Genomic DNA, 23,939 nt, shown 5'->3' on the forward strand with positions numbered 1-23,939 from the left:
GGCAGAATAGGGGCAGCACACGTACCTCTGCTATAGAGTTAGCGAACCATGGCGCTGGCGCATCACTACCGCATACTAGGGCTTAGAACTGGGGCCAGCTTTGGCGATGTCAAGCTGGCCTATCGCAATTTGGCCCGGCTTTACCATCCCGACACCAACCCCGGCGACCAGCTGGCAAAGGAAAAATTTATTCAGGTCACCCAGGCGTACCAGGCGCTGGTGAATGCGCTTCCGCCTGAGGCTGTGATAGCTCAGCGAACATCTCCCCCCAAACCGGCCCCAGCGCCCGCCCCAGTCGTTCCCCAAGCGCCGACCGTACAGGCAAAGGAGCAGGAGATTGAGCTGACGGTCAGCCCAACGCCGGGAGGATCTGAGGCCGATCAACAGCTCAAGGTGACCAGCTTTAAACAGCTGCGAGAGTTCTTTCGGGGGCAGCGCTTTCCTCGGGCCGTTGCCCTGGTCGAAGGGCTGGTGCAGCGCTTTCCCGAAGATCCAGAAATTCGTCAGTGGCATGCGATTACCTACTACCGCTGGGGCCACGACCTGCTCAGTATCGGCAACCTGCAAAAGGCCGAAGCCTGCCTGAAAAAAGCTCGTCGGGTTGACCCCCAAAATCGATCGCTGCGCCAGGCCTTGCACCATGATTTTCAGCGGCTAGAGCAGCTGCGCCAGCGCCCTATGGCCCAGGCCCAGTAGGGTTATGAATGGCTGATGATGGCCTCAAACCACTGCTCAAAGCGAAGGGCCAGGGCTTCAAGGGAGTAGTCGGTTTCGGCCTGGCGGCGGCAGGCACGGCGATCGCACTTCCCAATCTTCCCAATCGCCTCCACCAGCCCCGATACCGAGTCAGGTTCTACCAGCCAGCCCGTCACCCCCGGCTGCACGATCTCCGCTGGGCCGCCGCGAGCGTAGGCGATGACCGGCACGCCGCAGGCCAGCGCCTCGATCGCCACGTTGCCAAAGGCTTCGACCCAGCGCGGCGTCATCACCAGGGCGCGGCACTGGCGCAGCACCTGCTGTAGCTCGTGGGTGGTCAAAAAGCCCAGGTAGTAGTCGGCGGCGTGGGGAAAGCGATCGCAGAGCCGTTGCCAGTAGCTAGCGTCCTCCAGCTTGCCCAAAATTTTGAGCGGCACCTGGGCTATTTCGGCGGCCTCCAGCGCATCCTCCAGCCCTTTTTCAGGCGAAATACGCCCCAGCCAGGCCAGGGCATCGCCGGGGGTAGCGCAAAAATCGTACTGCTCTAAGGCGATCGCACTACTGAGAACTTCAAAGGCATCGCCCACGCCAAACGTCTCAGCCTGGGTGCGGGTGTAGGCCCCCAGCCGCCCCGGAAACTGCTGCGCCACCTGCGCGATCGCCTCATCCATCGCCGCGCTGAGCGAACCCATGGTGACAAAATGAGCCACTGGCGTATCAAAAAACCCGGTCAGGTAAAACGGCAGCCAGTCGTAGGCCAGGTTCACTATCAGATCAAACTGCTGCTGCTGCTGCTGGGCGTAGCGCCACAGGTTGCCCAGCACGCTATCGGCAGGGAGAATTACCGGGGTATTACGCCCCTGGGTGTGAGCCGTAGGCTGCAGCTGGCCAGAGATCTCCACCACACGCACATTGGCCAGACTAGACCCCTCTGGAGCCGCCACTGTTACCTGGTGCCCCCGCGCCCTTAGCCCCTGGCACAGGTTAAACAGGGTCAACTCCACACCGCCCCCCAGCCCTGATCCCAGCGGCCCTACAGGCGTTGAAATAAAGAGCAGGCGACGGGGAGAGGGCATGGGTGAGTGAAGGGATAGAAGGTGAGGGGTGAGGGGGCGGAACTGCCCTCAGCTGGGCGGGATGCGACGGCTCTCGGGAGCAGGTCTTGGGCGATCGCCGTCATAGGTAGCTTCCAAAGCGGTGGATTCGCTGGGGTAGGAAGCAGCGGGAATGCGGTTGAGCTGGTTCAGCGCCCACTGGGCGGTTTCCTGCACCCCAGGGTCGGGGTCTTGGGCAGCATGGGCCAGCATGTGGCTGAGCTGCACTACCGTATCGTAAACCCGGCTGAGATCGCGAATGGCGTTTTTGCGCACCTCGGGGCTGGGGTCTTGCAGACCCAGGGCCAGGGCGCGGTGCATGGGCTTGAGGCTGCGGCTGCTAATTTCGGCCAGCGCCGCCAAAATCAAGCTTTTTTCCTGCGAGTCAGCCTCTAAAAGCCCATTGACCAAAGGCTGAATAACGTCGGAATGGCCCCGCTGCCCCAGTTCCCAAATGGCGTGGCGACGCACCGCGCTATCGGCACTGTCTAGCTCATGCACCAGAGAATCGACAATATCGACGCGGCTCAGGCGGGTAGTGGCCTCCAGGGGCAGATCAGTTGCGGCTGGCACCCCAAGCTGGGGTTGGGGAAGAGCAGATGGCGCTGTATATTCAACCGGGTCTGCGGCTGGAGGTTGATTGGTTTGAGGCGGTGACGGGGTCAAACCACCCGCACTGGAAAGCCGTTTGCCTTTGCCCAACCAGAGCCACCCACCCAGACAGGCCGCCAGCGCCAGGCCGCCTACCGCCAACCAGCCCAAACGACGGCTAAAACGGCTTGGAGAATTGTTAGCTGGTTCTAGAGGCCCCGTTGCCGGGGCCTCAGTCAGTTCCACGGCACCTTCTGCCATTGAAGCGGAAGGTGGTTCCGCAGCCGGTTCTGCGGCAGCCCCAGCATTGGGCAACGCCGGTCGGTCTACTGCCGCTGGGGCGTCATTAGCCAGCAGCTGGGGCGTGCTCAGGCGCTGCCAGGTGGCCTGGTCGAGGGTGCCCGTAGCGGGGAATCCAGCGCTGGTTTGAAAAGCCGCGATCGCCGCCTCAGTTGCCTCTCCATATTGTCCGTTTACCGGCCCCTGGTAAAGACCCTGAAGCCGCATTTGCCGCTGCAGCATCATCACCTCGTCGCCCTCTGCCCCAGGCTGCAGCAGCACCGAGTTAGAATCTGGGGCCTGAGCTATAACGTCAACGCTTTGTACGGCCACCAACTGAGCCGTCTGGGAACTCGACCAAGCCACCTCGCCATCAGCCCAGCCAAAGGCTGACAGACCAGCGCTCAAGGCCAGCGCCGCCGCACGACTGCCGCTGAGGCTGGGCCTACATCCTGGCAATAGTATTCTCATGTTCATGACGGCCCATAGCTGGCGGCGACGGTTACCCAGTGCAGATGCCCCTAAGGTAACTTAACCCGCTGAGGGCGGAGTAATCTGTGGGAGGAGGTAAGTGGATGGATGGGTAAGCGAGTAGGCGGGTAGGCGGGTGGATGGGTAAGGTTCACGGGCGGAGGTGATTAACCTCACCCACGCACCCACGCACTCACGCACCCGCTAATCCGGCTCTACCGAAGAAGCCGTCGCCCCATAAGCTAGCATCCACTGCCTCAGTTTTTGGGTCAAGGCATCCCGCTGGTTGATCAGGTAAATACTGACCAGGGTAAAGCTCACCCCCAACCACTGGAGCGAACTCAGGGTTTCGGCCAAAAATAGATTGCCAAACAGCAGCGCAAACACCGGGGTCAAGAAAGTGAGCGCGCTGAGGCTGGTGAGGTTGCCCTGGGCCGCCAGGAAGAAGAAAATACCGTAGGCCAGGGCGCTGCCAAAGAGAGTCGAGTAGGCGATCGCGCCCCAGTCAAACCCGGTCAACCCCTGCCAGGGCTGCACTTCCCCCAGGGCCGATAGGCCGAACAGCGGCAGCCCGCCCAGCACCATATGCCAGCCGGTCGCCACCACGGGGTCAGCGTGGCGGCACACGTAGCGGATCAATATGGTGCCCGTCGCCATTGACAGCGCCGCCAGCAGCATCAGCCATTCGCCGCCCTGCAGCAGGGTGTTGAGAGCCGTGCCCCCGGTTAGCCAGGCGGTGTCGCCATGAAAGAGAGAAAAAATCCACTCGTCGGGCAGGCCCAGCAGGCTAATGCCCGCAATGCCCCACAGCAAGCCAATCCAGCCCAGGGCACCAATATGTTCGCCAAACAGCCCTCGCGCCATAACCGCCACCGCTAACGGCTGCGAGTCGATCATCACCGAGCCCAGGCCTGCCCCCGTGCGCTGCAAGCCCGCCGCCAAAAAGCCTTGAAAAAGACTGCCATCGACCAGGGCAAAGAGCGCTATCCATAGCCAGCCCTGACGGCTGATGGTCTGAGGTCGGCGCAGGAGCAAACTGGCCAACAGCACCACAACCCCAGCGGGCACCAGCCGCACACCGGCCATAAAGAACGGCGTGGTATGGGGCATGGCCCCCTTCATCGCCACCATGGCGGTACCCCACAGGAAAAAAGGGGCAATTAGCACAATGGGGTTACGGGCGGCAGTTGAAGGGGGGGCGGCTGAATCCATAGGAAAAAGAAGAAGGTCGTCGAGAGCCAGCCCAGAGGCCATCACAGCGGCCATAGGCTTTCTTTAAGGAATGTTAACGCAGTTCGGGATCGGGTGCCGCCCACCGGGGCACAGCTCTGCTCCGACGCTACACCACGCCATCTCGGCCCAGTGTGGTTTTGGCTACAATTGAAAGCTAGCCTCAGTTTCCCCCAGAGCTGTTCGGCGACCGTCTACCCTTACATTCTTTAGGTTTGTTTTAACCCCTATGGTCTGGCCGTTTCCGCCCCGTTTTCGCAAGTCTATTGCCCGCATTGAGGTCACAGGTGTCATCGCCGCCGCCACCCGCAAGCGTGTGCTCGAAGCCCTCAAAGAAATTGAGGAAAAGCGCTTTCCAGCCCTGCTGCTGCGCATCGACAGCCCTGGCGGCACCGTGGGCGATTCTCAAGAAATCTACACTGCACTACAGCGGCTCAAAGACAAGCTCAAAATTGTGGCCAGCTTCGGCAATATCTCGGCCTCAGGCGGGGTCTACATCGGCATGGGGGCTGACCATATTATGGCCAACCCCGGCACCATCACCGGCAGCATTGGCGTCATTCTGCGGGGCAACAATCTAGAGCGTCTGCTCGATCGCGTTGGCGTGTCGTTTAAGGTGATCAAGTCTGGCCCCTACAAAGACATTTTGGCCTTCGATCGCGAGCTGACCGATCCCGAAAAGGGCATTCTGCAAGAGCTGATCGACGTCAGCTACGGCCAGTTTGTCAAAACCGTGGCCGAGGCCCGCCGCCTGAGCGAAGACACCGTGCGCAGCTTTGCCGACGGCCGCATTTTTACGGGCGAGCAGGCGCTTCAGCTGGGCGTGGTAGACCGTCTGGGCAGCGAAGACGAGGCCCGGCGCTGGGCCGCCGAACTGGTCGGCCTCGACCCTGAGAAAGCCGAGTGCATCACCTTCGACGAGAAAAAGCCGCTGCTAAAGCGGCTGGTGCCCGGCAACAGCCGCCTCATTCTGCCGGGAGCCTCTAGCCTGCCCTATCCCCAATTGGCTATGCCTGCTCTCGGGGCCACCCTCGAGTGGCTGGAGTTTGAGCGCTCCACCAGCGGCATCCCCCTGTGGCTGTATCGCCCCTAAGGGGCGTGGCGATGCCAATCTTTAGGGGGTGTGGCTGCATCAATCGGGGCATGGCGCTCTCTCCCAGGGACACTAGTCAGATCGCAGGCCTGGTAGGATTAAGCGGTAAAATGCAGTCAATTCTCTCCCCTAGTTGCCCACAACGGTGCCCCTGGGGCCTTGAAGAATGACCTTTGGAGGTTATAGCGTGGACTGGCGAGTGTGGGCAATTCGAGGAGCAGTGACGGTACCAGAAAATACCGAGGGGGCCATTCGAGAGGCGGTAACAGAGCTGGTAGACGCGCTGGAAGAGCGCAACCGGCTTGACCCCAGCTACATCATTAGCGCCACCTTTTCGGTTACCCGCGATCTGGATGCGGTGTTTCCAGCCGCGATCGCCCGTCAGCGCCCCCAGTGGGACAACGTCGCCCTGCTGGATGTGCAGCACATGCACGTCGAAGGCAGCCTGCCCTGCTGCATCCGCATCCTCATGCACGTGCAGCTGCCCGTGCTCCACGGCAAGGTGCAGCACGTCTACCTGCGCGGGGCCCGCGATTTGCGCCCCGACCTGGTGGTAACGGGCTAAAGAATTTGTGGGGCGGTAGGGGCATAGCATGTATGCCCCTACCGCCCCAACCAGGGGTCAATGCCGCTTCAGGCGAATGCCCAAGAACAGGTCGTAGAGAAAGCCAAAGAAATCTTTCATCTGCAGCAGCCCCAGAGACTGAGGCGACCCTTTCTCGTCGAGCAGGGGCCGCATTACCTCGTACGTGGGCTTGTACTTGTACCAGGGCACCGAGGGCCACAGGTGGTGAACCAGGTGATAGTTCTGACCCATGATCAGCAGATTGAGAATGGGGCTGGGGTAGACGCGGGCATTTTTCCAGCGATCGCGGTCTTCAAAGGGCCGGTGGGGCAGGTAGTCAAAAAATAGCCCCAGGGCAATGCCCACCACCAGGGCAGGCGAAAACCAGTAGTTGAACAGATAGCCCAAAAAGTCGAATCGACAGGCCATATACACCAGCAGACCCACCGCGAAACGGCCTAAGAACCACTCCAATAGCTCCCAGTTGCGCCACAGCCGACGCTTAAAAAAATAGATTTCGTGGTAGAAAAAGCGGGCCGCAATCAGCCATAGGGGGCCGCCGGTCGAGACAAAGTGGTCAGGGTCGTTTTCAGGGTCGTTGACGTGGGCGTGGTGCTGCAGGTGCACCCGCGTAAAGACCGGAAACGAAAACCCCAAAATCAGGGCGCTGCCGTGCCCCAGCAGGGCGTTGACCACCCGGTTGCGGTGGGCCGAATTGTGGCTGGCATCGTGAATGACTGTCCCTGCCAGGTGCAGAGATAGAACATTCATCAAAAAAACGCACCAGTTGATCCAGTGCCAGCAAAAATAGCCCACCGTAGACAGACTCATAAGCCCAACGGAGGCTATAAACATGAGGCTGTTAAGGCTCAGCCCACCCTCAGTTTTTAATAACTCAGGGGGTACTGTTTTTCGAATCGTCAGGGGCTCAGCTGCCGCCGACATGTTGCATCGCTCCTACACCAGTGTCTTCGGTAGTATACGTTACGACGCATAAACAATAAAGTTTTGTGACGTCGCTTAATGACTCAAGGTTCCACCACGCGTGCCGAGGGCGATGGAGGACGCTAGTAACCCTAGGCCGTGGCAGGTGGTTCATCTTCGGTGAAAACGCTGAAATTCTTGCTGGTTTTGGGGTTAGGCGTAAAGCCCCACGGCATTCGTGCTACTATCCCTGTGCTTTACAGCTACCAACCGACGGGCCTGAGTAAGTGTCCTGAGCGGTAGCATTTTATTCTCAGTAGAGGTCGTTTATGCCCCTGCGCAACGCTGTCCGCCGCACCAAAATTGTTGCCACCATCGGCCCCGCCACTCAAGATGCCGATGTCCTCCGGGCACTGATCGAAGCTGGGGCCACCACTCTGCGGCTCAACTTTTCCCACGGCAGCCACGACGACCACCAGCGCAGCATTCGCCTGATTCGCCAAATTTCCTTTGAACTCAACCAGCCCGTTGGCATCCTTCAAGACCTGCAGGGGCCCAAAATTCGGCTGGGTAAGTTTGAGCACGGCTCGATTGTGCTGGCCAAGGGCGACCCCTTCGTGCTGACCAGCGAGATCATTGTGGGCAACCAGGAGCGAGCCTGCGTTACCTACGACAAGCTGGCCCTGGAGGTGCCCGCTGGGGCCACCATTCTGCTGGATGACGGCAAGGTTGAGATGCAGGTGGAATCGGTCGATTTAGAGGCCCAGGAGCTGCACTGCCGCGTGGTCGTGGGCGGCGTTCTGTCCAACAACAAGGGGGTCAACTTTCCGGGGGTGTATCTCTCGGTGAAGGCGCTCACCGACAAGGACCGCGAAGACCTGCTGTTTGGCCTCAACCAGGGGGTTGACTGGGTGGCGCTGAGCTTTGTGCGCAACCCCCAGGATGTGCTGGAAATTAAAGAAATTATCAGCGCCGCCGGGAAGAACGTGCCGGTGATCGTCAAGATCGAAAAGCACGAGGCGATCGAGCAGATGGAGGCGATTTTGTCGCTCTCTGACGGGGTGATGGTGGCTCGGGGCGACCTGGGGGTAGAGCTGCCCGCCGAGGAGGTGCCGATTCTGCAAAAGCGACTGATTGCCATGTCTAACGCCCTGGGTATTCCGGTGATTACCGCCACCCAGATGCTCGACAGCATGGTGTCTAACCCCCGCCCCACCCGCGCCGAGGTCTCTGACATTGCCAATGCCATTCTCGACGGCACCGATGCGGTGATGCTCTCTAACGAGACTGCCGTGGGCAAGTTTCCGGTAGAGGCCGTGGCGACGATGGCAAAGGTGGCGGTATCTACTGAGCAGGAGGGGCTGACGCTGGGCGATCGCAAGGTTAGCGGCAGCGGTGCCCGCTCAATTCCCAACGCTATTAGCCAGGCGGTGGGCCGCATTGCCGCTCAGCTCAATGCGGCAGCCGTGATGACGCTGACTAAATCGGGGGCCACCGCTCGCAACGTATCGAAGTATCGCCCCGAGACGCCAATTCTAGCGGTAACACCCCACGTACACGTGGCCCGCCAGCTGCAGCTGGTGTGGGGGGTGCGGCCGCTGCTGGTGCTCGACCTACCCTCCAGCACGCAGACCTTTCAGGCGGCCATGGGGGTCGCCCAGGAAAAGCACCTGCTCAACGACGGCGACCTGGTGGTGCTGACCGCAGGCACCCTGCAGGGCGTATCAGGCTCCACCGACCTGATTAAGGTAGATGTCGTCACCGCCGTTGTGGGGCGCGGCGTTGGCATTGGCGAAGCTTCGGTGAGTGGGCGAGCGCGAGTGGCCCGCAACAGCCTGGAGGTCAACGACTTTAACGACGGTGAAATTTTGGTGGTGCCCCGCACCAGCGCCGACTTCGTTGAGGTGATTCGCCGGGCCGGGGGCATTGTCACCGAGGAGGAAAGCCCCACCAGCCACGCGGCGGTGATCGGCCTACGGCTGGGGGTGCCGGTGATTGTGGGAGTTAAAAACGCCACCGAAATTATCCGCGACGGCAGCATTCTCACCCTCGATACCCGGCGGGGCCTGATCTACTCGGGAGCACTGGGCCCGGTCAAAAACGAGCCGGCGATGAGTTTGTAGCTCGACAATGCTGACTGGCATTGTCAACCTTCCATAACAAAAGGCTCCGATGACATGACACCGGAGCCTTTTGTTATGGTGAGTTATGGCAACGGAGTACTAAAATGCACTCCAACTTAACCTACTTATAAAGCTCAGTAGACAGGCGGAGTGCCAGAATACCAGGCAATAGAGCTATGGCCAGGGCAATAAAAATCTGGGTGTCTGAAAGGGGCATAAAAAATACTCCTCAAAGCTGAGTGAATAACGCTTAGAAAGACGCTGGGTCTAGACCGATTGTTAACTAAGATGGGATCTTCCGCGAGGTGGGTGAGCCTAACTGTTACAGAGCTTAATGGGAACTTAGCCGGGCAGGGCTAGGGTTTCTGAATCTGGAGCTTAGCTCTAGTAGGCTGCTAGGCTGAGGGGTCACAGCCACTGCCATCTCCATCTTCTCGGTGTGCTAGCGATGCTTGATATGGATACAACTCAACCCGTGCGCGGTAACTTTGAGCGGCAGCTGCTGCGGGTGCAGCGCGACCTGCTGCGCATGGGAGCCCTGGTCGAGAACTCTTGCGTGCTGGCCCGGGAGGCCCTATGCGATCGCAACCTGGATGCCGCCCAGCGCCTGCACCGCCACGACAAGCAAATCGACCAGTTCTACCGCCAGATCGAGGTGGACTGCATGCATCTGTTCACGCTGCAGGCCCAGCCCGAGGCCGAAGACCTGCGGCGAATTGGGGCCTTTATGCAGCTGGTGCGCGACCTGGAGCGCATCGGCGACTACGCCGAAGACCTGGGCGAAGTCGCGATCAAACTTTTTCCCTACCCGGTACACCCGCTGATGGGGCGAGTGCAGACTATGCTCGATCGCTGTCGGTCAATGGTGGCCATGTGCCTGCTGGCCCTGTCTGACCTCGATGCCGAAAGCGGCCTGGAGATTAAGCAAAAAGACGACGCGATCGACACCGACTACGATGAACTCTACGCACTGCTGGCCCACCAGACCAACCTGATGGGGTCGGTCGAGCCCACGGTGCTGCTGGTGCTCGCCATTCGCTATATGGAGCGAATTGCCGACCACGCCACCAATATTGGCAAGCGGGTGGCCTACATTGTCACGGGCGAGCGAACGTAAGACGGGGTACGAAGTATACGGTTTAAGGTCTAGGGATGGCCTTGTGCCCTGTACCTTGCGCCCTCTTTACAAAACGTTGCCTACCATTGACAAAAAGATTTGACAGCGGTCCATTTCCTGAGAAACTGTAGGGGTAGCCTGTTCCCCGTCGCTCCTGTTGCCCTTTGCTAAAGGGGGCTAGCCCTCACTGCAGGCCTGGCCTGGGGTTGTGGTTGCCATCAGCCGGGTTCATCTGCGGCTGTAGCGGTTACACTTGGGCGTTGGCGGTTCCAGGCGGCTGTCTTCTCGGCCAGAGCTGGAGGCCAAAGCCAGGGCATTAGGATCTGAAACCTTGCTTTAAGCCAACGAATCGAGGTCGGTTTCAGCTACAACGTCACCCCCGGCTGCGGCGCTGCCTCGTTACCACAGGCAGTCTGCTAGGGCTTCCCTTTCGCTCTAAACCAGGAAGCTAAACCGGGTCGAGGCCCTGAGCCAGCCCAGGGCACCCAGTCATGAATAGTTTTAGGAATCAGTCGCTACATGGAACTCTCGATCGCGGCCCTACTGGCCAGCTTCGCCAAAGACAAGACCCATACCCTCAAAGGTTTGGAGAAAAAGCTGCACTGCAATGACGATGCCAGCCAGCGCGACCTGCAAATTGCCGTCGATGCCCTGGAGCGCTTGGGGGTGCTGGTCAAGGAGCGGGGCAAGTACCGCCGCAACCTGGCCGAAGACGTGATTGAGGGCAAGCTGCGCTGCTCCAGCAAGGGCTTTTGCTTTGCCATTCAAGACGAAGAGGGGGCCGACGATATCTACGTGCGCGAGAGCCAGCTGAATACGGCCTGGAACGGCGATCGCGTGCTGGTCAAGGTAACCAAAGAGGGCAGCCGCCGCCGCAGCCCCGAGGGCGAAGTGCAGCTCATTCTAGAGCGGGCCAACGCCTCGGTGCTGGCCCGAGTCAAGCAGGAGGACGACGAGTACCGGGCGGTGCCCCTCGACGATCGCCTGCTGTTTGAGCTGGCCCTAATCGAAAACGGTGGCAACCTGGCCGAGGCGGTCGATCAGCTGGCCCATGTCGAAATTGTGCGCTATCCCCTGGGGCAGCACCCGCCCCAGGGCCGAGTGGCCCAAATTTTGGGCAGCGATGCCGAAGCCGCCGCCGACATCGACATTGTCTACTGCAAGCACGACCTGCCCCGCGCCTTCTCCGACGCCGTGCTGAACGAGGCCCAGAATCTGCCCACCCGCGTGCTCAAGGCCGATACCAAAGATCGCGTTGATCTGCGTGAGGCGCTGACGGTGGCGATCGACGGCCCCAACGCTCAGGTGATCGACGATGCCCTCAGCCTGGAGCGCACCAAGTCTGGCCAGTGGCGGCTGGGCATTCACATTGCCGACATTTCGCACTACGTGCCCGCCCACTCGGCGATCGACCACGAGGCCTGCAAACGCGGCACCTCGGTCTACCTGGGCGACGAGGTGATCCCGATGCTGCCGCCGCCCCTGTCTGGCCCCCTGGGGTCGCTGCTGGCGGGCAAAGATCGCCTCGCCATTTCCGTGCTGGTCACCCTCGACGACACGGGCGCGGTGCTGGAATACGAGGTGCAGCCCACCGTGGTCGTCGTCGACCACCAAATCTCCTATCAAGAAGCTCAGGCGGTGCTGGAGCGCGACAACTCAGAGCTGATTCAGAGCCTCGGCATTAAGCCCAAGGCTCTCAAGGCTCTGGAGCCCGTCTACGACCTGATGGACAACCTGCTCTACCTGAGCCAGGCGATCAAGCGGCAGCGGCTGCACCGCGGTTCCTTTGAGCTCAATTTGCCCGAGTACGACTTCCCTGCCGACGCGGGCGAGCCCCTGGCCCACTACCGATCGCCCAAGTTCCAGTACGACGACGAGGGGCTGCTGGGGGTGATGGTGACCGCCATCAGCCTGCCCTCGCGGCAGATTGTCACCGAGTGCATGCTGCTGGCCAACCAGCTGATTGCGCAGCAGCTCAAGGCTCTGGGCGTGCCCGCCATCTACCGGCTGCACCGCGCCCCCGACGCCAGCGACGTACAGGAGCTGGTAAAGCTAGCTGAAAACATGGAGATTCAGCTCACCCTTGACGACGAGGCCGCACCCCAGCCTAAAGACTACCAGCGGTTTGTGGAGCAGTTTGCGGCATCTGAGGCCGAAAAAATTCTCACCTATCTGCTGCTTGAAACCATCCAGCCCGCCTTCTACAGCACCCACGCCGACCTGCACTTTGGGCTCGCCCTCACCGATGGCTACACCCACTTCACCTCGCCGTCGCGGCGTTACGCCGATTTATTGGTGCACCGCATTCTCCACGCGGTCTTTGAGTCGGGCCGCGATCGCCGCTCTACCCGCTCCAAAGACCCCGCCAACCTGCGCCACAGCTCCTGCCACGGCCAGGTCAACTGGAACGTGCTGCCTCCCGACATTCAGCACGAGCTAGAGGACGACCTGCCTCGCATCGCCATTCACCTGACCGAGCGCGAGCGCCTGGCCCAGGAGGCCGAGTCGGACCTGGAGGGGTTAAAGAAAGCCGAGTTTATGCGATCGCATACGGGCGAAGTCTTCCACGGCCTGATTACCGGCGTGCAGTCCTACGGCTTTTTTGTCGAAATCGAAGAGCTGCTGGTCGAAGGTCTGGTTCACGTCAGCTCGCTCAAAGACGACTGGTACGAGTACCGCGCCCGCCAGCAAAAGCTCGTGGGCCGCAAAAACCGCCAGCAGTACCGTCTGGGTGACAAAGTCGATGTGCAGGTCAAGAGCGTGGATTACTACCGCCAGCAAATCGACCTCGTCGCCGTTGGCGGCGGCAGCCAGGCTCCCGAAGACGAAGACAACAACTACAGCGAAGACGACAACGGCGAACCCATCAACCGCGATGACAGCGGGCGGGATGAGAGTGAGTAGAGGGTGGAGAGATGAGGAGATGAGGACGGAGGGGCGCACGGCGGTGCGCCCGTACGGGGAGCTAAGAAGTGAGGAAGTAAGGAAACAGGGCGAGATAGCCTTGGCATGAGAGGCTGGTTAGGATAGTAGAGGGCGATCGCACTGGAAGCGATCGAGGTTTTAATCCTCCTTATCGTCCTCATCTCCTCATCTCCTCACCGTCCTCATCCCCTCACCAGTCACCCCCACAATGCCCTCACCCGCAACCCTCGCCTCCGCCCGTCCCCTGATCGTGGGCGTTACCGGGGCATCGGGGCTGATCTACGCCGTCCACACTCTCAAACACGTACTGAACGCCGACGGGGTGGTGGATCTGGTGGCCTCTAAGGCGTCGCAGATGGTGTGGCAGGCCGAGTCGAGCATTCATATGCCCCTCGACCCCGACAAGCAAGAGCAATTTTGGCGCGACCAGGCGGGAGTACCGACGGCGGGCAAGCTGCGCTGCCACCCCTGGGGCGACGTGGGGGCGACCATTGCCAGCGGCTCGTACCGGGCGGCTGGCATGGTGGTGATACCGTGCAGCATGAGCACCGTGGGGCGGCTGGCGGCGGGGCTCAGTTCTGACCTGCTGGAGCGGGCTGCCGATGTGCAGCTCAAGGAAGGCCGCAAGCTGGTGGTGGTGCCGCGCGAAACGCCCTTTAGCCTGATTCACCTGCGCAACCTGACCACCCTGGCCGAGGCCGGAGCGCGAATTGTGCCCGCCATTCCGGCCTGGTATCACCAGCCTCAGACCATTGATGACCTGGTCGATTTTGTGGTGGCCCGCGCTCTCGACCAGTTAGACATCGACTGCGTACCCCTCAACCGCTGGCAGGGGCATTTGCCCCACGAGTCACGATAGGATGGGCAAGATGGCGTTGTAGGGCTAGATATGGCTACCGTACGTCTGATTGTAGTGGTGCTGGTGCTGGGATTGGTGGTGCTGCTGGGAGTGCAAAACCTGGCCCCGGCGCTGCCGCTGGTATTTTTTGGCGGCAGTACCCAGGCGTTGCCTTTGGGCATTTGGCTGGCGGGGGCGGTACTGCTGGGCGCTCTGACCACGCTGGTGATGACGGCGCTGCTGGGCTCGGCAGGAGGCAGCCGCCGCAGCCGATCGAACGCCTACAAATATCGTCCCCAGTCATTCTATGAACCAACGGGCTATGAACCAACGGGTTCGGCCTCGGGGCCAGGGGTGTCGGCGGCAGCCAGCCGGGCCGCTAGCGATCGCCCCAACCAGCCCCCTTACACCAACCCCGCCTCTAGATCCGCTGGTGCGGGGCGCTCGCCCGCTTCCCCCAGCGATCGCCCCCAGGGTGACCCAGCCGACGACGACCCCAGCTGGCGAGCCTGGACCAACCTGCGATCGCCCGCCCAGATGAATGATTGGGAATCGCTCAGCCGCGCTTCCCAGCCCGAAACCTCTTCGCCCGCCTCAGGCACGCCTTTGGGTGCAGCCTCGGGCATTATCGATGGCGTCACCACCTGGTTTAGCAGCAGCAAGCAGCGCGCCAAACAGCAGCAGCGGGTTGACGAGTCGCTGCGCGAGCTAGACGACGACTGGGGCGGCCTCGAAGATCAACCCTACAACACTCCAGGGGTAAGCCCAGTACAAGACAGCCTGGACGAGATCAGCCAGGGCTGGGAGCAGGGCCAAACTAGACCCAGCCGTGACCCTGGCCGCGACTTCGAAGCCGCTCAAGCCCCCCGTCGGGTCTATCAGGATGGGTCGCTGTACTCCTACAGCTATCGCGATGATGACGACTCCCCTGCACCCAGCGGCCAGGTAGACAACATCTACGCCCCGCCCGACGATATTGGCGGTTACGGCGACCCAGACCATAGCTATGCTGGCTCGGGTTCTGAGTATGCCTCAGAGACGGTCTATGGTTTCTCCCCTGACGAGGCCTATAGCGCAGACCTCGATGATGACGGCACCCCCCTCGGCGACCCTGAAATGGCCGAAGACGGCGTAGTCGATGCCGACTACCGGGTCATTGTGCCCCCCTACAGCGCCGCCGCCGAAGCCGCCGCCACCTCAACCTGGGCTAACGACAGAGACAATAAGGGCAACAGCGAAGGCAGCCAGAACGGCGACGACGACTGGGACGCCGCCGACGATGCCCTCACCCCCTAACGCCCACACTCACCCACCCACCCATCTACTCACCCCCTCCCTCCCCCGACCATGACCCTGACCGATCGCCTCAACGGCATCAACCTCTACCTCATCGGCATGATGGGTGCTGGCAAAAGCAGCACCGGAGCCGCCCTGGCTCAAACTCTGGGCTACCAGTTTTTTGACACCGATGCCGTGGTCGAGGCCGCTGCGGGGCAGCCTGTCACCGATATTTTTGCGGCCCAGGGCGAGGCCGCCTTTCGTCAGCTCGAAACTAAGGTACTGGCAGAACTGTCGGCCTACCGTCGCCTGGTGGTTGCCACCGGAGGCGGCATTGTTACCCAGCAGCACAACTGGAGCTACCTGCACCACGGCATTGTGGTGTGGCTAGACGCACCTCCGACCGTGCTGCAAGAGCGCCTGAGCGGAGATACAGACCGCCCGCTGTTGCAGGGGCAGGACTTGGCAACGAAGCTGACCACGCTGCTGGCCGAGCGGCAACCCCTCTACACCCAGGCCGATGTGCGGGTGAGCGTAGGCGCTGAAGACGATGTGGCGGCGATCGCCGCCCGCACCCTGGCCCTAATTGACCAAAGAATTCGTTCTGAAGCTGATTCTGCCGTGCTCAATTGATACACTACTGGCAATCTGCATCGGGTTAAGCTTAGGAGCTGGAGGTGACCTATGCACACTCCGCACCTGGGCAAAAATCCAGGTTTATGCCCCGCTACCCCCATCTCCAGCACTATGGCTCAGTCTTCTCCTTCGCAAACGGTCAACGAGGCCGAGGCCACCAGGGTTCGCATTCTCAGCGAGGCCCTGCCCTACATTCAGCAGTTTCGGGGCCGCACGGTGGTGGTCAAGTACGGCGGCGCGGCGATGAAAGATGGCAGCCTCAAGGCCGACGTGATCCGCGACATTGTGTTTATGGCCTGCGTGGGCATTCGCCCGGTGGTGGTGCACGGCGGCGGCCCCGAGATCAACATCTGGCTGGGCAAGCTGGGCATTGAGCCGCAGTTCAAAGACGGCCTGCGGGTGACCGATGCCCCCACTATGGACGTGGTGGAAATGGTGCTGGTGGGCCGAGTCAACAAAGAACTGGTGTCGCTGATCAACCAGGCGGGCGGCAAGGCCGTGGGCCTCTGCGGCGTAGACGGCAATTTAATTACCGCCCGCCCCCAGGGGGCCGAAGGGGTGGGGTTTGTGGGCGAAGTCAGCGGCATCGACTCGGGGCTGCTGAAGTCGCTGGTGGAGGCGGGCTACATCCCGATCGTGTCGAGCGTGGCTAGCGATGAGACGGGCCAGGCCTACAACATCAACGCCGACACGGTTGCGGGCGAAATTGCCGCCGCCCTGGGGGCCGAAAAGCTGATTTTGCTCACCGATACCAAGGGCATTCTGAAAGACTATAAGGACCCCTCTACCCTGCTGCCCAAGCTCGATATTCAGCAGGCCCGCCAGCTGATCGAAAGCGGCGTGGTGGCCGGCGGCATGATTCCAAAGGTGAACTGCTGCGTGCGATCGCTGGCCCAAGGCGTTGGCGCAGCCCACATTCTCGATGGCCGCATCCCCCACGCCCTGCTGCTGGAGATTTTCAGCGACCTGGGCATTGGCTCGATGATCGTAGCCTCTGAGTTTCGGAGCTAGGGTGCAAGGTTTCAGGTTTAGGGTTCAAGGCCGGTCCTGAACCCTAAACCTTGAACCCTAAACTTCCCCAAACACGTCACCCTTGGATTGGCAGCCACTTAAGAATCGGAGGGCCAGTTAAAGCCACGGGTGCGCAAAATGTGTCGCCCCCGCTGGCGAGCCAGCTTTTGCAGGTCGATGCTGCGATCGGTTTCGTCGACAATTTCACCGGTCAGCACCTCCAGCACATCTTCGAGGGTGACTACCCCCGATACGCCGCCGTACTCATCCACCACCACGGCCAGGTGCTCGCGGGCGGTTTGAAAGTCTTGCAGCAGCTTGTCGGCTCGTTCGGTTTCGGCCACAAAGCGCACTGGGCGAGCCACCTGGCCGAGCAGCTGGTGGCCCTGGCCGCGAATCAGGGCGGTGAGCACCTCGTTTTTGAGCACCAGGCCCACGATGCGATCGATGTCGTTGTCGCTAATTAGAATGCGGCTGTGCTGGGAGTTGAGAATTTGGGCCTCGGCCTCGGCAATGGTTAAATTGCCAGACAGATGGGTGACCGCCACGCGCGGTGTCATGATATCGACCGATTTCATGTCGTTGAGGCGAAACACCCGGCGAATCATCTCGGCCTCGTCGGCTTCGATGATGCCCTCCTGGTGGCCAATGGTGGCCAGCAGCTTGATTTCGGCCTCGTCGGTGCTGGGGCGATCGCCCTGGCTGGTAAAGGGCGACGTCACTTTTTCCAGCAGCAGCACGATGGGCGTAAACAGCCAGGTAACCCACTGCACTGGTATCGCCAGGGTGAGCGCCAGGGGAACGGCGTAGCGCTCGCCCAAAATTTTGGGAAAAATTTCGCCAAACAAAATTACCAGCAGGGTCAATACCCCCGTAAACACCCCCAGCAGAGCGTCGTTAAACACGTTGGCGGCGATGCCCCCAATCAGCACGCTGCCGACAATATTGAACAGGTTATTGAGAATAACAATGGTGGCAATCGGGCGGTTGATCTTTTGGCGAATCGCTAAAAGCGCCAGGGCGGCAGGCTTTTTGGTCTCGGCCAGCTGCCGGGCCTTGAGCACGGGCACCGAGAGCAGCGAGGCCTCGCTGCCCGAGCATAGGGCAGAACCAATGAGCATAATTAGAATGGCGATCGCAAGATTCAGCATGGGAGGGTTGGGGACGAACGAAATCGGCAAGAGGGACGCTGTTATGATTCATCTACTATGATCCATTAGCGAGATGAATCACCATCTCGTTACCCAGTTGAGTGTGGCCTTGGCAGAGTGCTTCAGGCTGGGCTGAACTGAGACCGTCTCGAGATCACTCTGGCCCTGATCGTTCGCCTGAAAACACCCAATGAGCGACACTATTCTTAACGTTAAGCATCTCACTGTTCACTTTGAGGTCGACAACCAGCAGATTCAGGCCGTCAACGACATTTCGTTTCAGGTAAAACGAGGGCAAACCCTCGGCATTGTCGGCGAATCGGGCTCGGGCAAGTCGGTGACCTCGCTAGCGGTAATGGGGCTGGTGCCCAGCCCGCCGGGCAAGGTGGTCAACGGCGAAATCTGGTTTGACAATGGCACAGGCAGCCCCGTTGACCTCTGCACCCTGAGCGAAACCCAGCTCCAGGGCTATCGCGGTGGCCAGGTGTCGATGATTTTTCAGGAGCCGATGAGCTCGCTGAATCCGGTGTATACGATTGGCTTTCAGATGGTGGAGGCGATTCGCCAGCACCAGGATATTTCTAAAGCAGAGGCCTGTCAGCAGGCGATCGCACGGCTGCAGGAGGTGCAGCTGCTGCCCTCTGACAGCGAACTGGCGGCTACCGTCAAAGCCGAAAAGCCCCGCCTCGACGACCTATCGCTCAAAGAAGAAGTCGAGCGCCGTCAGCAGGCCATTCTCGATCGCTACCCGCACGAGCTGTCGGGGGGTCAAATTCAGCGGGTGATGATCGCCATGGCGATCTCCTGCAACCCCGACCTGCTGATTGCCGACGAACCGACTACGGCGCTGGATGTAACGGTGCAGGCCACCATTCTCGACCTGCTGCGCGAGCTGCGCGATCGCCGGGGCATGTCGCTGATTTTCATTACCCACGACCTGGGCATTATCGCCGAGATCGCCGACCAGGTGGCGGTCATGTACCAGGGCCAGATTGTCGAAGCAGGGCCGGTGTGGGACATTTTTGCCCAGCCCCAGCACCCTTATACCAAGGGACTGCTGGCCTGCCGCCCCCAGCCCAACCAGCGGCTGCGACTGCTGCCCACCGTGACCGACTTTATGACCACTGAGCTGGCCGCGCCCAACGGCAGCCAGCCCGGCGCTGCCCTGCGCGCGCGCACCCTCGATGCCGAGGCCCAGGCTCGCTTTGCCCCCTGGACCGATGCCGAGCTAGCCGCTCGCGCCGAAACCCTGGCCGCCAACGGGCCTCTGCTGGCGGTCGAGAACCTGCGGGTCGGCTACCCGGTGCGGGGCGTGTTTGGCAAAACCCACCGCCACGTCATGGCCGTGCAGGATGTGTCGTTTCAGATTCAAAAGGGCGAGACCTTTGGCCTGGTGGGCGAGTCGGGCTGCGGCAAAACCACCCTGGGTCGCGCCCTGCTGCGGCTGGTGCCCACCCTGGGCGGCAAGATCTGGTTTGAGGGCCGCGACGTGCTGAGCTTGGGCTCCTCACAGCTCAGGCAGCTCAGGCGAGATATGCAGATTGTCTTTCAGGATCCCTACAGCTCTTTAGATCCGAGGATGAGTATTGGGGCGGCGATCGCCGAACCGCTCAAAATTCACGGCGTGATCAAGAGCAGGCGCAACCAGCAGGAGCGCGTTGCCTACCTGCTCGATCGCGTCGGGCTGCCCACCACCTGCATCAACCGCTACCCCCACGAGTTTTCGGGCGGCCAGCGCCAGCGGGTGTGCATCGCCCGCGCCCTGGCCCTCAACCCCAAGTTCATCATCTGCGATGAGTCGGTATCGGCGCTGGATGTGTCGGTGCAGGCCCAGGTGCTCAACCTGCTGAAAGAACTCCAGGCCGAGTTTGACCTCACCTATATCTTCATTTCCCACGACCTGGCGGTGGTGAAGTTTATGAGCGATCGCATTATGGTGATGAACCAGGGCCGCATCGAAGAAGTTGGCCCCGCCGAGCAGATCTACCGCCAGCCCCAGACCCCCTACACCCAAGACCTGATCAAGGCGATTCCGGTGGGTAGCCTCGATCGCATTCAGGAGCTGCAGCGCGATCGGGCTACGGTAACATAGTCACAATCACTTTAGGCATTCCCAGTCTTCTTCTGCAACGACGGGGCTAACGATGTCGCCTAGAGTTTTACCTTTGCCCGCGATCGCGCTGGAAGCCACACGCTGAGTCAGATCAGTCGTAGTGTCTTCTAGGATGGTGATAATAACTCGCGCCGAGCCGATCTGAGGCGGCTCTGAGAGCCACTTCAACTGTCCGTCTTTGTAGATGGCTTCATAACTTCGTAGCATGGCATTTCTCTTTAGAGAAGCAATGCTTCGACGCTAGCACGATTTACGAGCTACCCTGCGGAGCGTATAACATACAGAGTTCTTCTAGTCAGCTCCATCCAGAGAGGCTGCTTCAATAAAAATTCGGGTTACATCTTGATGGGTAGTGCGAATGCTCTTTTCTATACGGCGTACCGCCGCTTCGATCTCATCGGCAGAGAGATGATCGCGAAATTCGATATTCATTGCCAGCATGATCTCCCTAGGCCCTAAGTGCAGGGTAATCGGTGGCCCCATGTCAGAGACGGCCTGGTCAGCCTTGACGAGGGTTTTGATGCTGTCTCGCACCGCTACAGAAGCGCTTTCTCCCATCAGTAGACTCTTAGTTTCGATGACCAACAGCGTGGCGACTACGATGAGCAATAGCCCAATCAGAATGGAAGCAACGCCGTCATAAACAGCATTGTCGAACATCTGGGTGAGCACAATTCCGCCAAAGGCAATGGCAAGGCCGACCAGCGCCGCGGCATCTTCCACAATGACAATAAACGAGCTGGGGTCTTTACTGTCGCGAATGGCCTGCCACAAGCTAACCTCAGCTTTGCGGGGATAGTTTTTGTTAAACTCTCGAATAGACACGGCTAGGGCTAAGCTTTCAAACAAGGCAGCGGCAGCCAGCACGATATAGCTAACCAAGGCATGGTTGCCAACTTCAGGGTGTTGAAAGCTATGCCACCCCTCATACATCGACACGCCGCCCCCCAGAGCAAAAATCAGCACTGCAACCATCAGCGACCAAAAATACAGTTCTTGCCCATGCCCCAGGGGAAATTGTTCGTCTGGCGGAGCCTCGCTTTGCTTGAGGCCGTAGAGCAGCAGCAGCTCGTTAACCGAATCGACCACAGAGTGGATGCCCTCCGACAGCATGGCCGAGCTGCCGCTGATGGCAGCCCCGACAAATTTGGCAACGCCAATGGCGATATTGGCTCCCAATGCAGCATAGATTGAAACTTTCGATTCACCACCAGCCATGGTCGTCTTCTCATACACTCTCGACCCATTGTAGGAGCCTGCCCAGCTCAGCCAGAGGCTGTGGTGAGTTTTGATGGGGATGACTTTGACCAAAAAGTAATTGCTTTAGGTCTGATGACTATGCCGCTCCACGATGCTGCATCGGTTTTTGTTGGGGTAGGCCAGAATAGGAGGCAACCTGCCCCCGCTACTGCCCCCATGACTCAAACCCCGCCTCCAGGCCCTAACGCGCCGTTGAATGAGCGACTAGCTGAACTTTTGCTTAAAGCGATCGCGGCTGGGGGCTTTACCGCAGGTTGGGCAAACGCCTTTTGGCAACTGATCAAAGACGATGGCAGCATTCCTAAAGCGATCGCCTCAGCGGTGATTGGCCTGGGCATTGCCTACGGCACTACGCTGCTCAAACCCATCGACTCTGGCAATCGGCGACGGCTAGAGCAGGCGGGGCAAGCTCTGGACAAGACTATTGACCGCAAAACCGAGCAAGTTACGACCCACCTCAGCGGTTTTGAAGACTGGTATTTGCAATGTCAGGCATGGGATTGTCAGTCGTACCGCCCTGAGGGTGTGCCTCAGCAAGAGGGAATTTTCACCCCCATGCTGGAAGAGGTCTTTGTGCCCCTGGCTCTGGATCTCAGCGGCACATTACCCGGCTTTAAGGCAGCAGCAGAATCGTTCAATCCTCAAGAGCTAGAACGAGCGACCAACCTCAACATCTGGCACTTTTTACGCCAGGCTGAACAAACGCGCGCCTTTCGTCAGTTAGTAATTCTCGCCTGGGGTGGCTACGGCAAAACCACCTTGCTGAAGCACATCGCCTACTTATACAGCACCAAGCAGCACGGTCGTCACAATGTTAGAAAGCGAATTCCGGTGTTGCTAGTGCTGCGTAAGCATCGCGATCTGTTGGCCAGTGAGAACGCGCCTGATTTGCCAACGCTTATTGCCGAACACCACATTCCCAGCCTGCCAAAAGAAGGCAAAAACATGCCTGTACCCGCCAACTGGGCAACGGACATGCTGAGCCGGGGTGAGGGAGTAATTATGCTCGATGGATTTGACGAAGTTGCTAAAGAGCAACGCCCCGCTGTAGCGGACTGGATTAATGCTCAAATGCGCCGCTATGGCAACTCGGTGTTTATCGTCACCTCGCGGCCCAAAGCCTATCGCGACCAGGATGCTGCCCACCGATTAGAACTCTCGACCGCTCTTTGGGTACGCGACTTTGATGCCAGCCAGCGGCGCGATTTTGTCACCCGCTGGTACCAGTGCCAGGAACGCTACGCCCACGGCGGCAGAGCCACCCCCGATGTGGTCAAGCTGGCCAATGACAACGCCCAAGACCTGCTGCGCCAGATTGAAGCTCGCCAGGAGCTAAAAGACCTGGCCAAAAACCCGCTGCTGCTAAATATGATCGTCACCTTTCATCGGCGATATCCAGGGGCACGGCTGCCCCAGCGGCGGGTAGAGCTGTACAAAGAAATTTGCCAACTGCAATTACGCGATCGCCCTCGCGCCCGCCAGCTCGACACGCTGCTGACCCAGTGTGAGGCTCAGACCGTGCTGCAAATGCTGGCCCTACACATGATGCAACAGCGAATCGAACGCATTGCCCAATATGACATGCGCCAAATTTTGACCTACTGCCTGGCGCAACAGGATGAACCCATTAACGCTGTCGAGTTCCTTGACCAGGTAGTGCAAATTAGCGAACTGATAGTGCAGCAGGAAGACGAGTACGAGTTTGCCCACCTGAGCTTTCAAGAATATTTAGCTGCTGCCGAAATTGCCCGTACTCAAAAAGAGAACCTATTGTATGACCGCTTTGAAGACGATTGGTGGAAGCCAACAACTTTGCTCTACGCTGCCCAGGTCAACCCTGCTTGGTTGCTAGGAAAGATGGTTGAGCAGGGCGCTTACGATTTGGCCTACAGTTGCTACCAAGACACAACAAAGCGGCTCAACCCAGCACTAGAAGAAGAGCTTAAAAGATTGAGGCAAACCGTAGTCACTGCTCGCTATCAGCAGCTAGAGCAGTGTTTAAAGAACGGCCAGTGGAAAGAGGCAGATGAGGAAACCTATCGCCTGATGATTACTACGGTGGGTAAAGAAGAAGGGCAGTATTTCGAGCTAGATGAGTTATTGAACTTTCCCTGTGAGGAGCTTTTGGCGATTGATGGACTATGGGTGCAGTATAGCCAGGGCAAGTTTGGCTTTAGTGTGCAGAAAGAGATTTATTTGTCAAAAGAGGTTGGCGGTATCGCCGACGGAATGTACTACAAGGATACTTTTGAAAGATTTGGAGATAAAGTAGGCTGGCGCGAAAAAGCCGTATGGGAATTTTGTATACAATACGACATAACTGCCCCTGATGGACACCTACCTTATGTTGGTTGTGGTGGTGGTATTGGTGATGGCATTTATGGGCTTGCAGTGGAAGTTCTTTCCTGTCGTTTTGAAGCTTGCAAGCTTTAGCAAATAAGCGCTTTAGCTCAATCCAAAAAAATATTTCAGCCCTCCTCTGCACGGAAAATCAGGGCGCTCCAACGAGCTTAGGGTGCATTCGTGAAGCAATGCGCCACAACT

At 59.5% G+C, this 23,939-nt stretch carries 20 protein-coding genes; 12 read left to right on the forward strand and 8 right to left on the reverse strand.

Annotated features, from left to right (window positions below; genetic code table 11):
* The first annotated feature begins 48 nt into the window (after window positions 1–48).
* Window positions 49–696 carry a DnaJ domain-containing protein gene (locus tag ACQ4N7_RS19205; protein WP_430713100.1) on the forward strand — a complete coding sequence of 216 codons (648 nt, stop codon included), beginning with the start codon at window positions 49–51 and terminating at the stop codon, window positions 694–696.
* 2 nt (window positions 697–698) lie between these two features.
* Here the strand turns inward: ACQ4N7_RS19205 and ACQ4N7_RS19210 are convergent, their stop codons facing one another.
* The 3 genes from ACQ4N7_RS19210 to ACQ4N7_RS19220 all read right to left on the reverse strand — a co-directional run bounded on the left by ACQ4N7_RS19210 (window position 699) and on the right by ACQ4N7_RS19220 (window position 4,343).
* On the reverse strand, window positions 699–1,772 hold the full coding sequence (locus ACQ4N7_RS19210) for a glycosyltransferase family 4 protein (protein WP_430713101.1): 1,074 nt from the start codon (window positions 1,770–1,772) through the stop codon (window positions 699–701).
* 48 nt (window positions 1,773–1,820) lie between these two features.
* Window positions 1,821–3,131: a HEAT repeat domain-containing protein gene (locus ACQ4N7_RS19215; protein ID WP_430713102.1), complete on the reverse strand. Its 1,311-nt coding sequence runs from the start codon at window positions 3,129–3,131 to the stop codon at window positions 1,821–1,823.
* A 204-nt stretch (window positions 3,132–3,335) separates the two neighbouring features.
* A complete protein-coding gene (locus tag ACQ4N7_RS19220; protein WP_430713103.1) occupies window positions 3,336–4,343 on the reverse strand; it encodes a DMT family transporter in 1,008 nt (335 codons plus the stop codon).
* A 247-nt stretch (window positions 4,344–4,590) separates the two neighbouring features.
* On the opposite strand from ACQ4N7_RS19220, the gene sppA reads away from it, so the two are divergent.
* Window positions 4,591–5,454, forward strand: a complete 864-nt coding sequence (gene sppA / locus ACQ4N7_RS19225; RefSeq protein ID WP_430713104.1) for a signal peptide peptidase SppA — start codon at window positions 4,591–4,593, stop codon at window positions 5,452–5,454.
* 187 nt (window positions 5,455–5,641) lie between these two features.
* Window positions 5,642–6,019 carry a chorismate mutase gene (gene aroH, locus ACQ4N7_RS19230; protein ID WP_430713131.1) on the forward strand — a complete coding sequence of 126 codons (378 nt, stop codon included), beginning with the start codon at window positions 5,642–5,644 and terminating at the stop codon, window positions 6,017–6,019.
* Window positions 6,020–6,076: 57 nt separating this feature from the next.
* Here the strand turns inward: aroH and crtR are convergent, their stop codons facing one another.
* On the reverse strand, window positions 6,077–6,964 hold the full coding sequence (crtR, locus tag ACQ4N7_RS19235; protein ID WP_430713105.1) for a beta-carotene hydroxylase: 888 nt from the start codon (window positions 6,962–6,964) through the stop codon (window positions 6,077–6,079).
* Window positions 6,965–7,272: 308 nt separating this feature from the next.
* Between crtR and pyk the strand changes: the two genes are divergently transcribed.
* Entirely contained in the window at window positions 7,273–9,066 is a 1,794-nt protein-coding gene (gene pyk / locus ACQ4N7_RS19240) for a pyruvate kinase (protein ID WP_430713106.1), read from the forward strand.
* A gap of 121 nt (window positions 9,067–9,187) precedes the next feature.
* Here pyk and psaM read toward each other — a convergent pair whose 3' ends face one another.
* Entirely contained in the window at window positions 9,188–9,283 is a 96-nt protein-coding gene (gene psaM / locus ACQ4N7_RS19245; protein WP_430713107.1) for a photosystem I reaction center subunit XII, read from the reverse strand.
* 240 nt (window positions 9,284–9,523) lie between these two features.
* Between psaM and phoU the strand changes: the two genes are divergently transcribed.
* The 6 genes from phoU to argB all read left to right on the forward strand — a co-directional run bounded on the left by phoU (window position 9,524) and on the right by argB (window position 16,871).
* The gene (gene phoU, locus ACQ4N7_RS19250) at window positions 9,524–10,183 is read left to right on the forward strand and encodes a phosphate signaling complex protein PhoU (RefSeq protein ID WP_194053024.1); all 660 of its coding nucleotides are present in this window, start codon (window positions 9,524–9,526) and stop codon (window positions 10,181–10,183) included.
* Between the two features lie 519 nt (window positions 10,184–10,702).
* Complete coding sequence (locus tag ACQ4N7_RS19255; protein ID WP_430713108.1) at window positions 10,703–13,087, forward strand: ribonuclease R family protein; 2,385 nt, start codon at window positions 10,703–10,705, stop codon at window positions 13,085–13,087.
* Between the two features lie 229 nt (window positions 13,088–13,316).
* Complete coding sequence (locus tag ACQ4N7_RS19260) at window positions 13,317–13,967, forward strand: flavin prenyltransferase UbiX (RefSeq protein ID WP_430713109.1); 651 nt, start codon at window positions 13,317–13,319, stop codon at window positions 13,965–13,967.
* Window positions 13,968–13,997: 30 nt separating this feature from the next.
* Complete coding sequence (locus tag ACQ4N7_RS19265) at window positions 13,998–15,242, forward strand: hypothetical protein (protein WP_430713110.1); 1,245 nt, start codon at window positions 13,998–14,000, stop codon at window positions 15,240–15,242.
* A 51-nt stretch (window positions 15,243–15,293) separates the two neighbouring features.
* Complete coding sequence (locus tag ACQ4N7_RS19270; RefSeq protein WP_430713111.1) at window positions 15,294–15,857, forward strand: shikimate kinase; 564 nt, start codon at window positions 15,294–15,296, stop codon at window positions 15,855–15,857.
* Window positions 15,858–15,971: 114 nt separating this feature from the next.
* On the forward strand, window positions 15,972–16,871 hold the full coding sequence (gene argB, locus ACQ4N7_RS19275) for an acetylglutamate kinase (RefSeq protein ID WP_430713132.1): 900 nt from the start codon (window positions 15,972–15,974) through the stop codon (window positions 16,869–16,871).
* 98 nt (window positions 16,872–16,969) lie between these two features.
* On the opposite strand, the gene ACQ4N7_RS19280 is transcribed toward argB, so the two are convergent.
* Window positions 16,970–18,022, reverse strand: a complete 1,053-nt coding sequence (locus ACQ4N7_RS19280) for a hemolysin family protein (protein WP_430713112.1) — start codon at window positions 18,020–18,022, stop codon at window positions 16,970–16,972.
* 190 nt (window positions 18,023–18,212) lie between these two features.
* Here ACQ4N7_RS19280 and ACQ4N7_RS19285 point away from each other — a divergent pair, with 190 nt between their 5' ends.
* Window positions 18,213–20,114, forward strand: a complete 1,902-nt coding sequence (locus ACQ4N7_RS19285) for an ABC transporter ATP-binding protein (RefSeq protein ID WP_430713113.1) — start codon at window positions 18,213–18,215, stop codon at window positions 20,112–20,114.
* Between the two features lie 6 nt (window positions 20,115–20,120).
* Here the strand turns inward: ACQ4N7_RS19285 and ACQ4N7_RS19290 are convergent, their stop codons facing one another.
* Together ACQ4N7_RS19290 and ACQ4N7_RS19295 are read right to left on the reverse strand one after the other, a co-directional pair.
* Window positions 20,121–20,342, reverse strand: a complete 222-nt coding sequence (locus ACQ4N7_RS19290) for a hypothetical protein (RefSeq protein WP_430713114.1) — start codon at window positions 20,340–20,342, stop codon at window positions 20,121–20,123.
* A gap of 84 nt (window positions 20,343–20,426) precedes the next feature.
* Window positions 20,427–21,353 (reverse strand): cation diffusion facilitator family transporter, encoded by a 927-nt coding sequence (locus ACQ4N7_RS19295; RefSeq protein WP_430713115.1) that lies wholly within the window; start codon window positions 21,351–21,353, stop codon window positions 20,427–20,429.
* A gap of 198 nt (window positions 21,354–21,551) precedes the next feature.
* On the opposite strand from ACQ4N7_RS19295, the gene ACQ4N7_RS19300 reads away from it, so the two are divergent.
* Window positions 21,552–23,828, forward strand: a complete 2,277-nt coding sequence (locus tag ACQ4N7_RS19300; protein WP_430713116.1) for a GUN4 domain-containing protein — start codon at window positions 21,552–21,554, stop codon at window positions 23,826–23,828.
* Window positions 23,829–23,939: the final 111 nt, after the last annotated feature.

The organism is Nodosilinea sp. AN01ver1, from assembly GCF_050565655.1.
GTDB lineage: Bacteria > Cyanobacteriota > Cyanobacteriia > Phormidesmidales > Phormidesmidaceae > Nodosilinea.

Excerpts from the sequence above, each read along its gene's own strand:
- ACQ4N7_RS19205 (WP_430713100.1), top strand. The coding sequence starts at position 49 with ATGGCGCTGGCGCATCACTACCGCATACTAGGGCTTAGAACTGGGGCC.
- ACQ4N7_RS19210 (WP_430713101.1), bottom strand. The coding sequence starts at position 1,772 with ATGCCCTCTCCCCGTCGCCTGCTCTTTATTTCAACGCCTGTAGGGCCG.
- ACQ4N7_RS19215 (WP_430713102.1), bottom strand. The coding sequence starts at position 3,131 with ATGAGAATACTATTGCCAGGATGTAGGCCCAGCCTCAGCGGCAGTCGT.
- ACQ4N7_RS19220 (WP_430713103.1), bottom strand. The coding sequence starts at position 4,343 with ATGGATTCAGCCGCCCCCCCTTCAACTGCCGCCCGTAACCCCATTGTG.
- sppA (WP_430713104.1), top strand. The coding sequence starts at position 4,591 with ATGGTCTGGCCGTTTCCGCCCCGTTTTCGCAAGTCTATTGCCCGCATT.
- crtR (WP_430713105.1), bottom strand. The coding sequence starts at position 6,964 with ATGTCGGCGGCAGCTGAGCCCCTGACGATTCGAAAAACAGTACCCCCT.
- pyk (WP_430713106.1), top strand. The coding sequence starts at position 7,273 with ATGCCCCTGCGCAACGCTGTCCGCCGCACCAAAATTGTTGCCACCATC.
- psaM (WP_430713107.1), bottom strand. The coding sequence starts at position 9,283 with ATGCCCCTTTCAGACACCCAGATTTTTATTGCCCTGGCCATAGCTCTA.
- phoU (WP_194053024.1), top strand. The coding sequence starts at position 9,524 with ATGGATACAACTCAACCCGTGCGCGGTAACTTTGAGCGGCAGCTGCTG.
- ACQ4N7_RS19255 (WP_430713108.1), top strand. The coding sequence starts at position 10,703 with ATGGAACTCTCGATCGCGGCCCTACTGGCCAGCTTCGCCAAAGACAAG.
- ACQ4N7_RS19260 (WP_430713109.1), top strand. The coding sequence starts at position 13,317 with ATGCCCTCACCCGCAACCCTCGCCTCCGCCCGTCCCCTGATCGTGGGC.
- ACQ4N7_RS19265 (WP_430713110.1), top strand. The coding sequence starts at position 13,998 with ATGGCTACCGTACGTCTGATTGTAGTGGTGCTGGTGCTGGGATTGGTG.
- ACQ4N7_RS19270 (WP_430713111.1), top strand. The coding sequence starts at position 15,294 with ATGACCCTGACCGATCGCCTCAACGGCATCAACCTCTACCTCATCGGC.
- argB (WP_430713132.1), top strand. The coding sequence starts at position 15,972 with ATGGCTCAGTCTTCTCCTTCGCAAACGGTCAACGAGGCCGAGGCCACC.
- ACQ4N7_RS19280 (WP_430713112.1), bottom strand. The coding sequence starts at position 18,022 with ATGCTGAATCTTGCGATCGCCATTCTAATTATGCTCATTGGTTCTGCC.
- ACQ4N7_RS19285 (WP_430713113.1), top strand. The coding sequence starts at position 18,213 with ATGAGCGACACTATTCTTAACGTTAAGCATCTCACTGTTCACTTTGAG.
- ACQ4N7_RS19290 (WP_430713114.1), bottom strand. The coding sequence starts at position 20,342 with ATGCTACGAAGTTATGAAGCCATCTACAAAGACGGACAGTTGAAGTGG.
- ACQ4N7_RS19295 (WP_430713115.1), bottom strand. The coding sequence starts at position 21,353 with ATGGCTGGTGGTGAATCGAAAGTTTCAATCTATGCTGCATTGGGAGCC.
- ACQ4N7_RS19300 (WP_430713116.1), top strand. The coding sequence starts at position 21,552 with ATGACTCAAACCCCGCCTCCAGGCCCTAACGCGCCGTTGAATGAGCGA.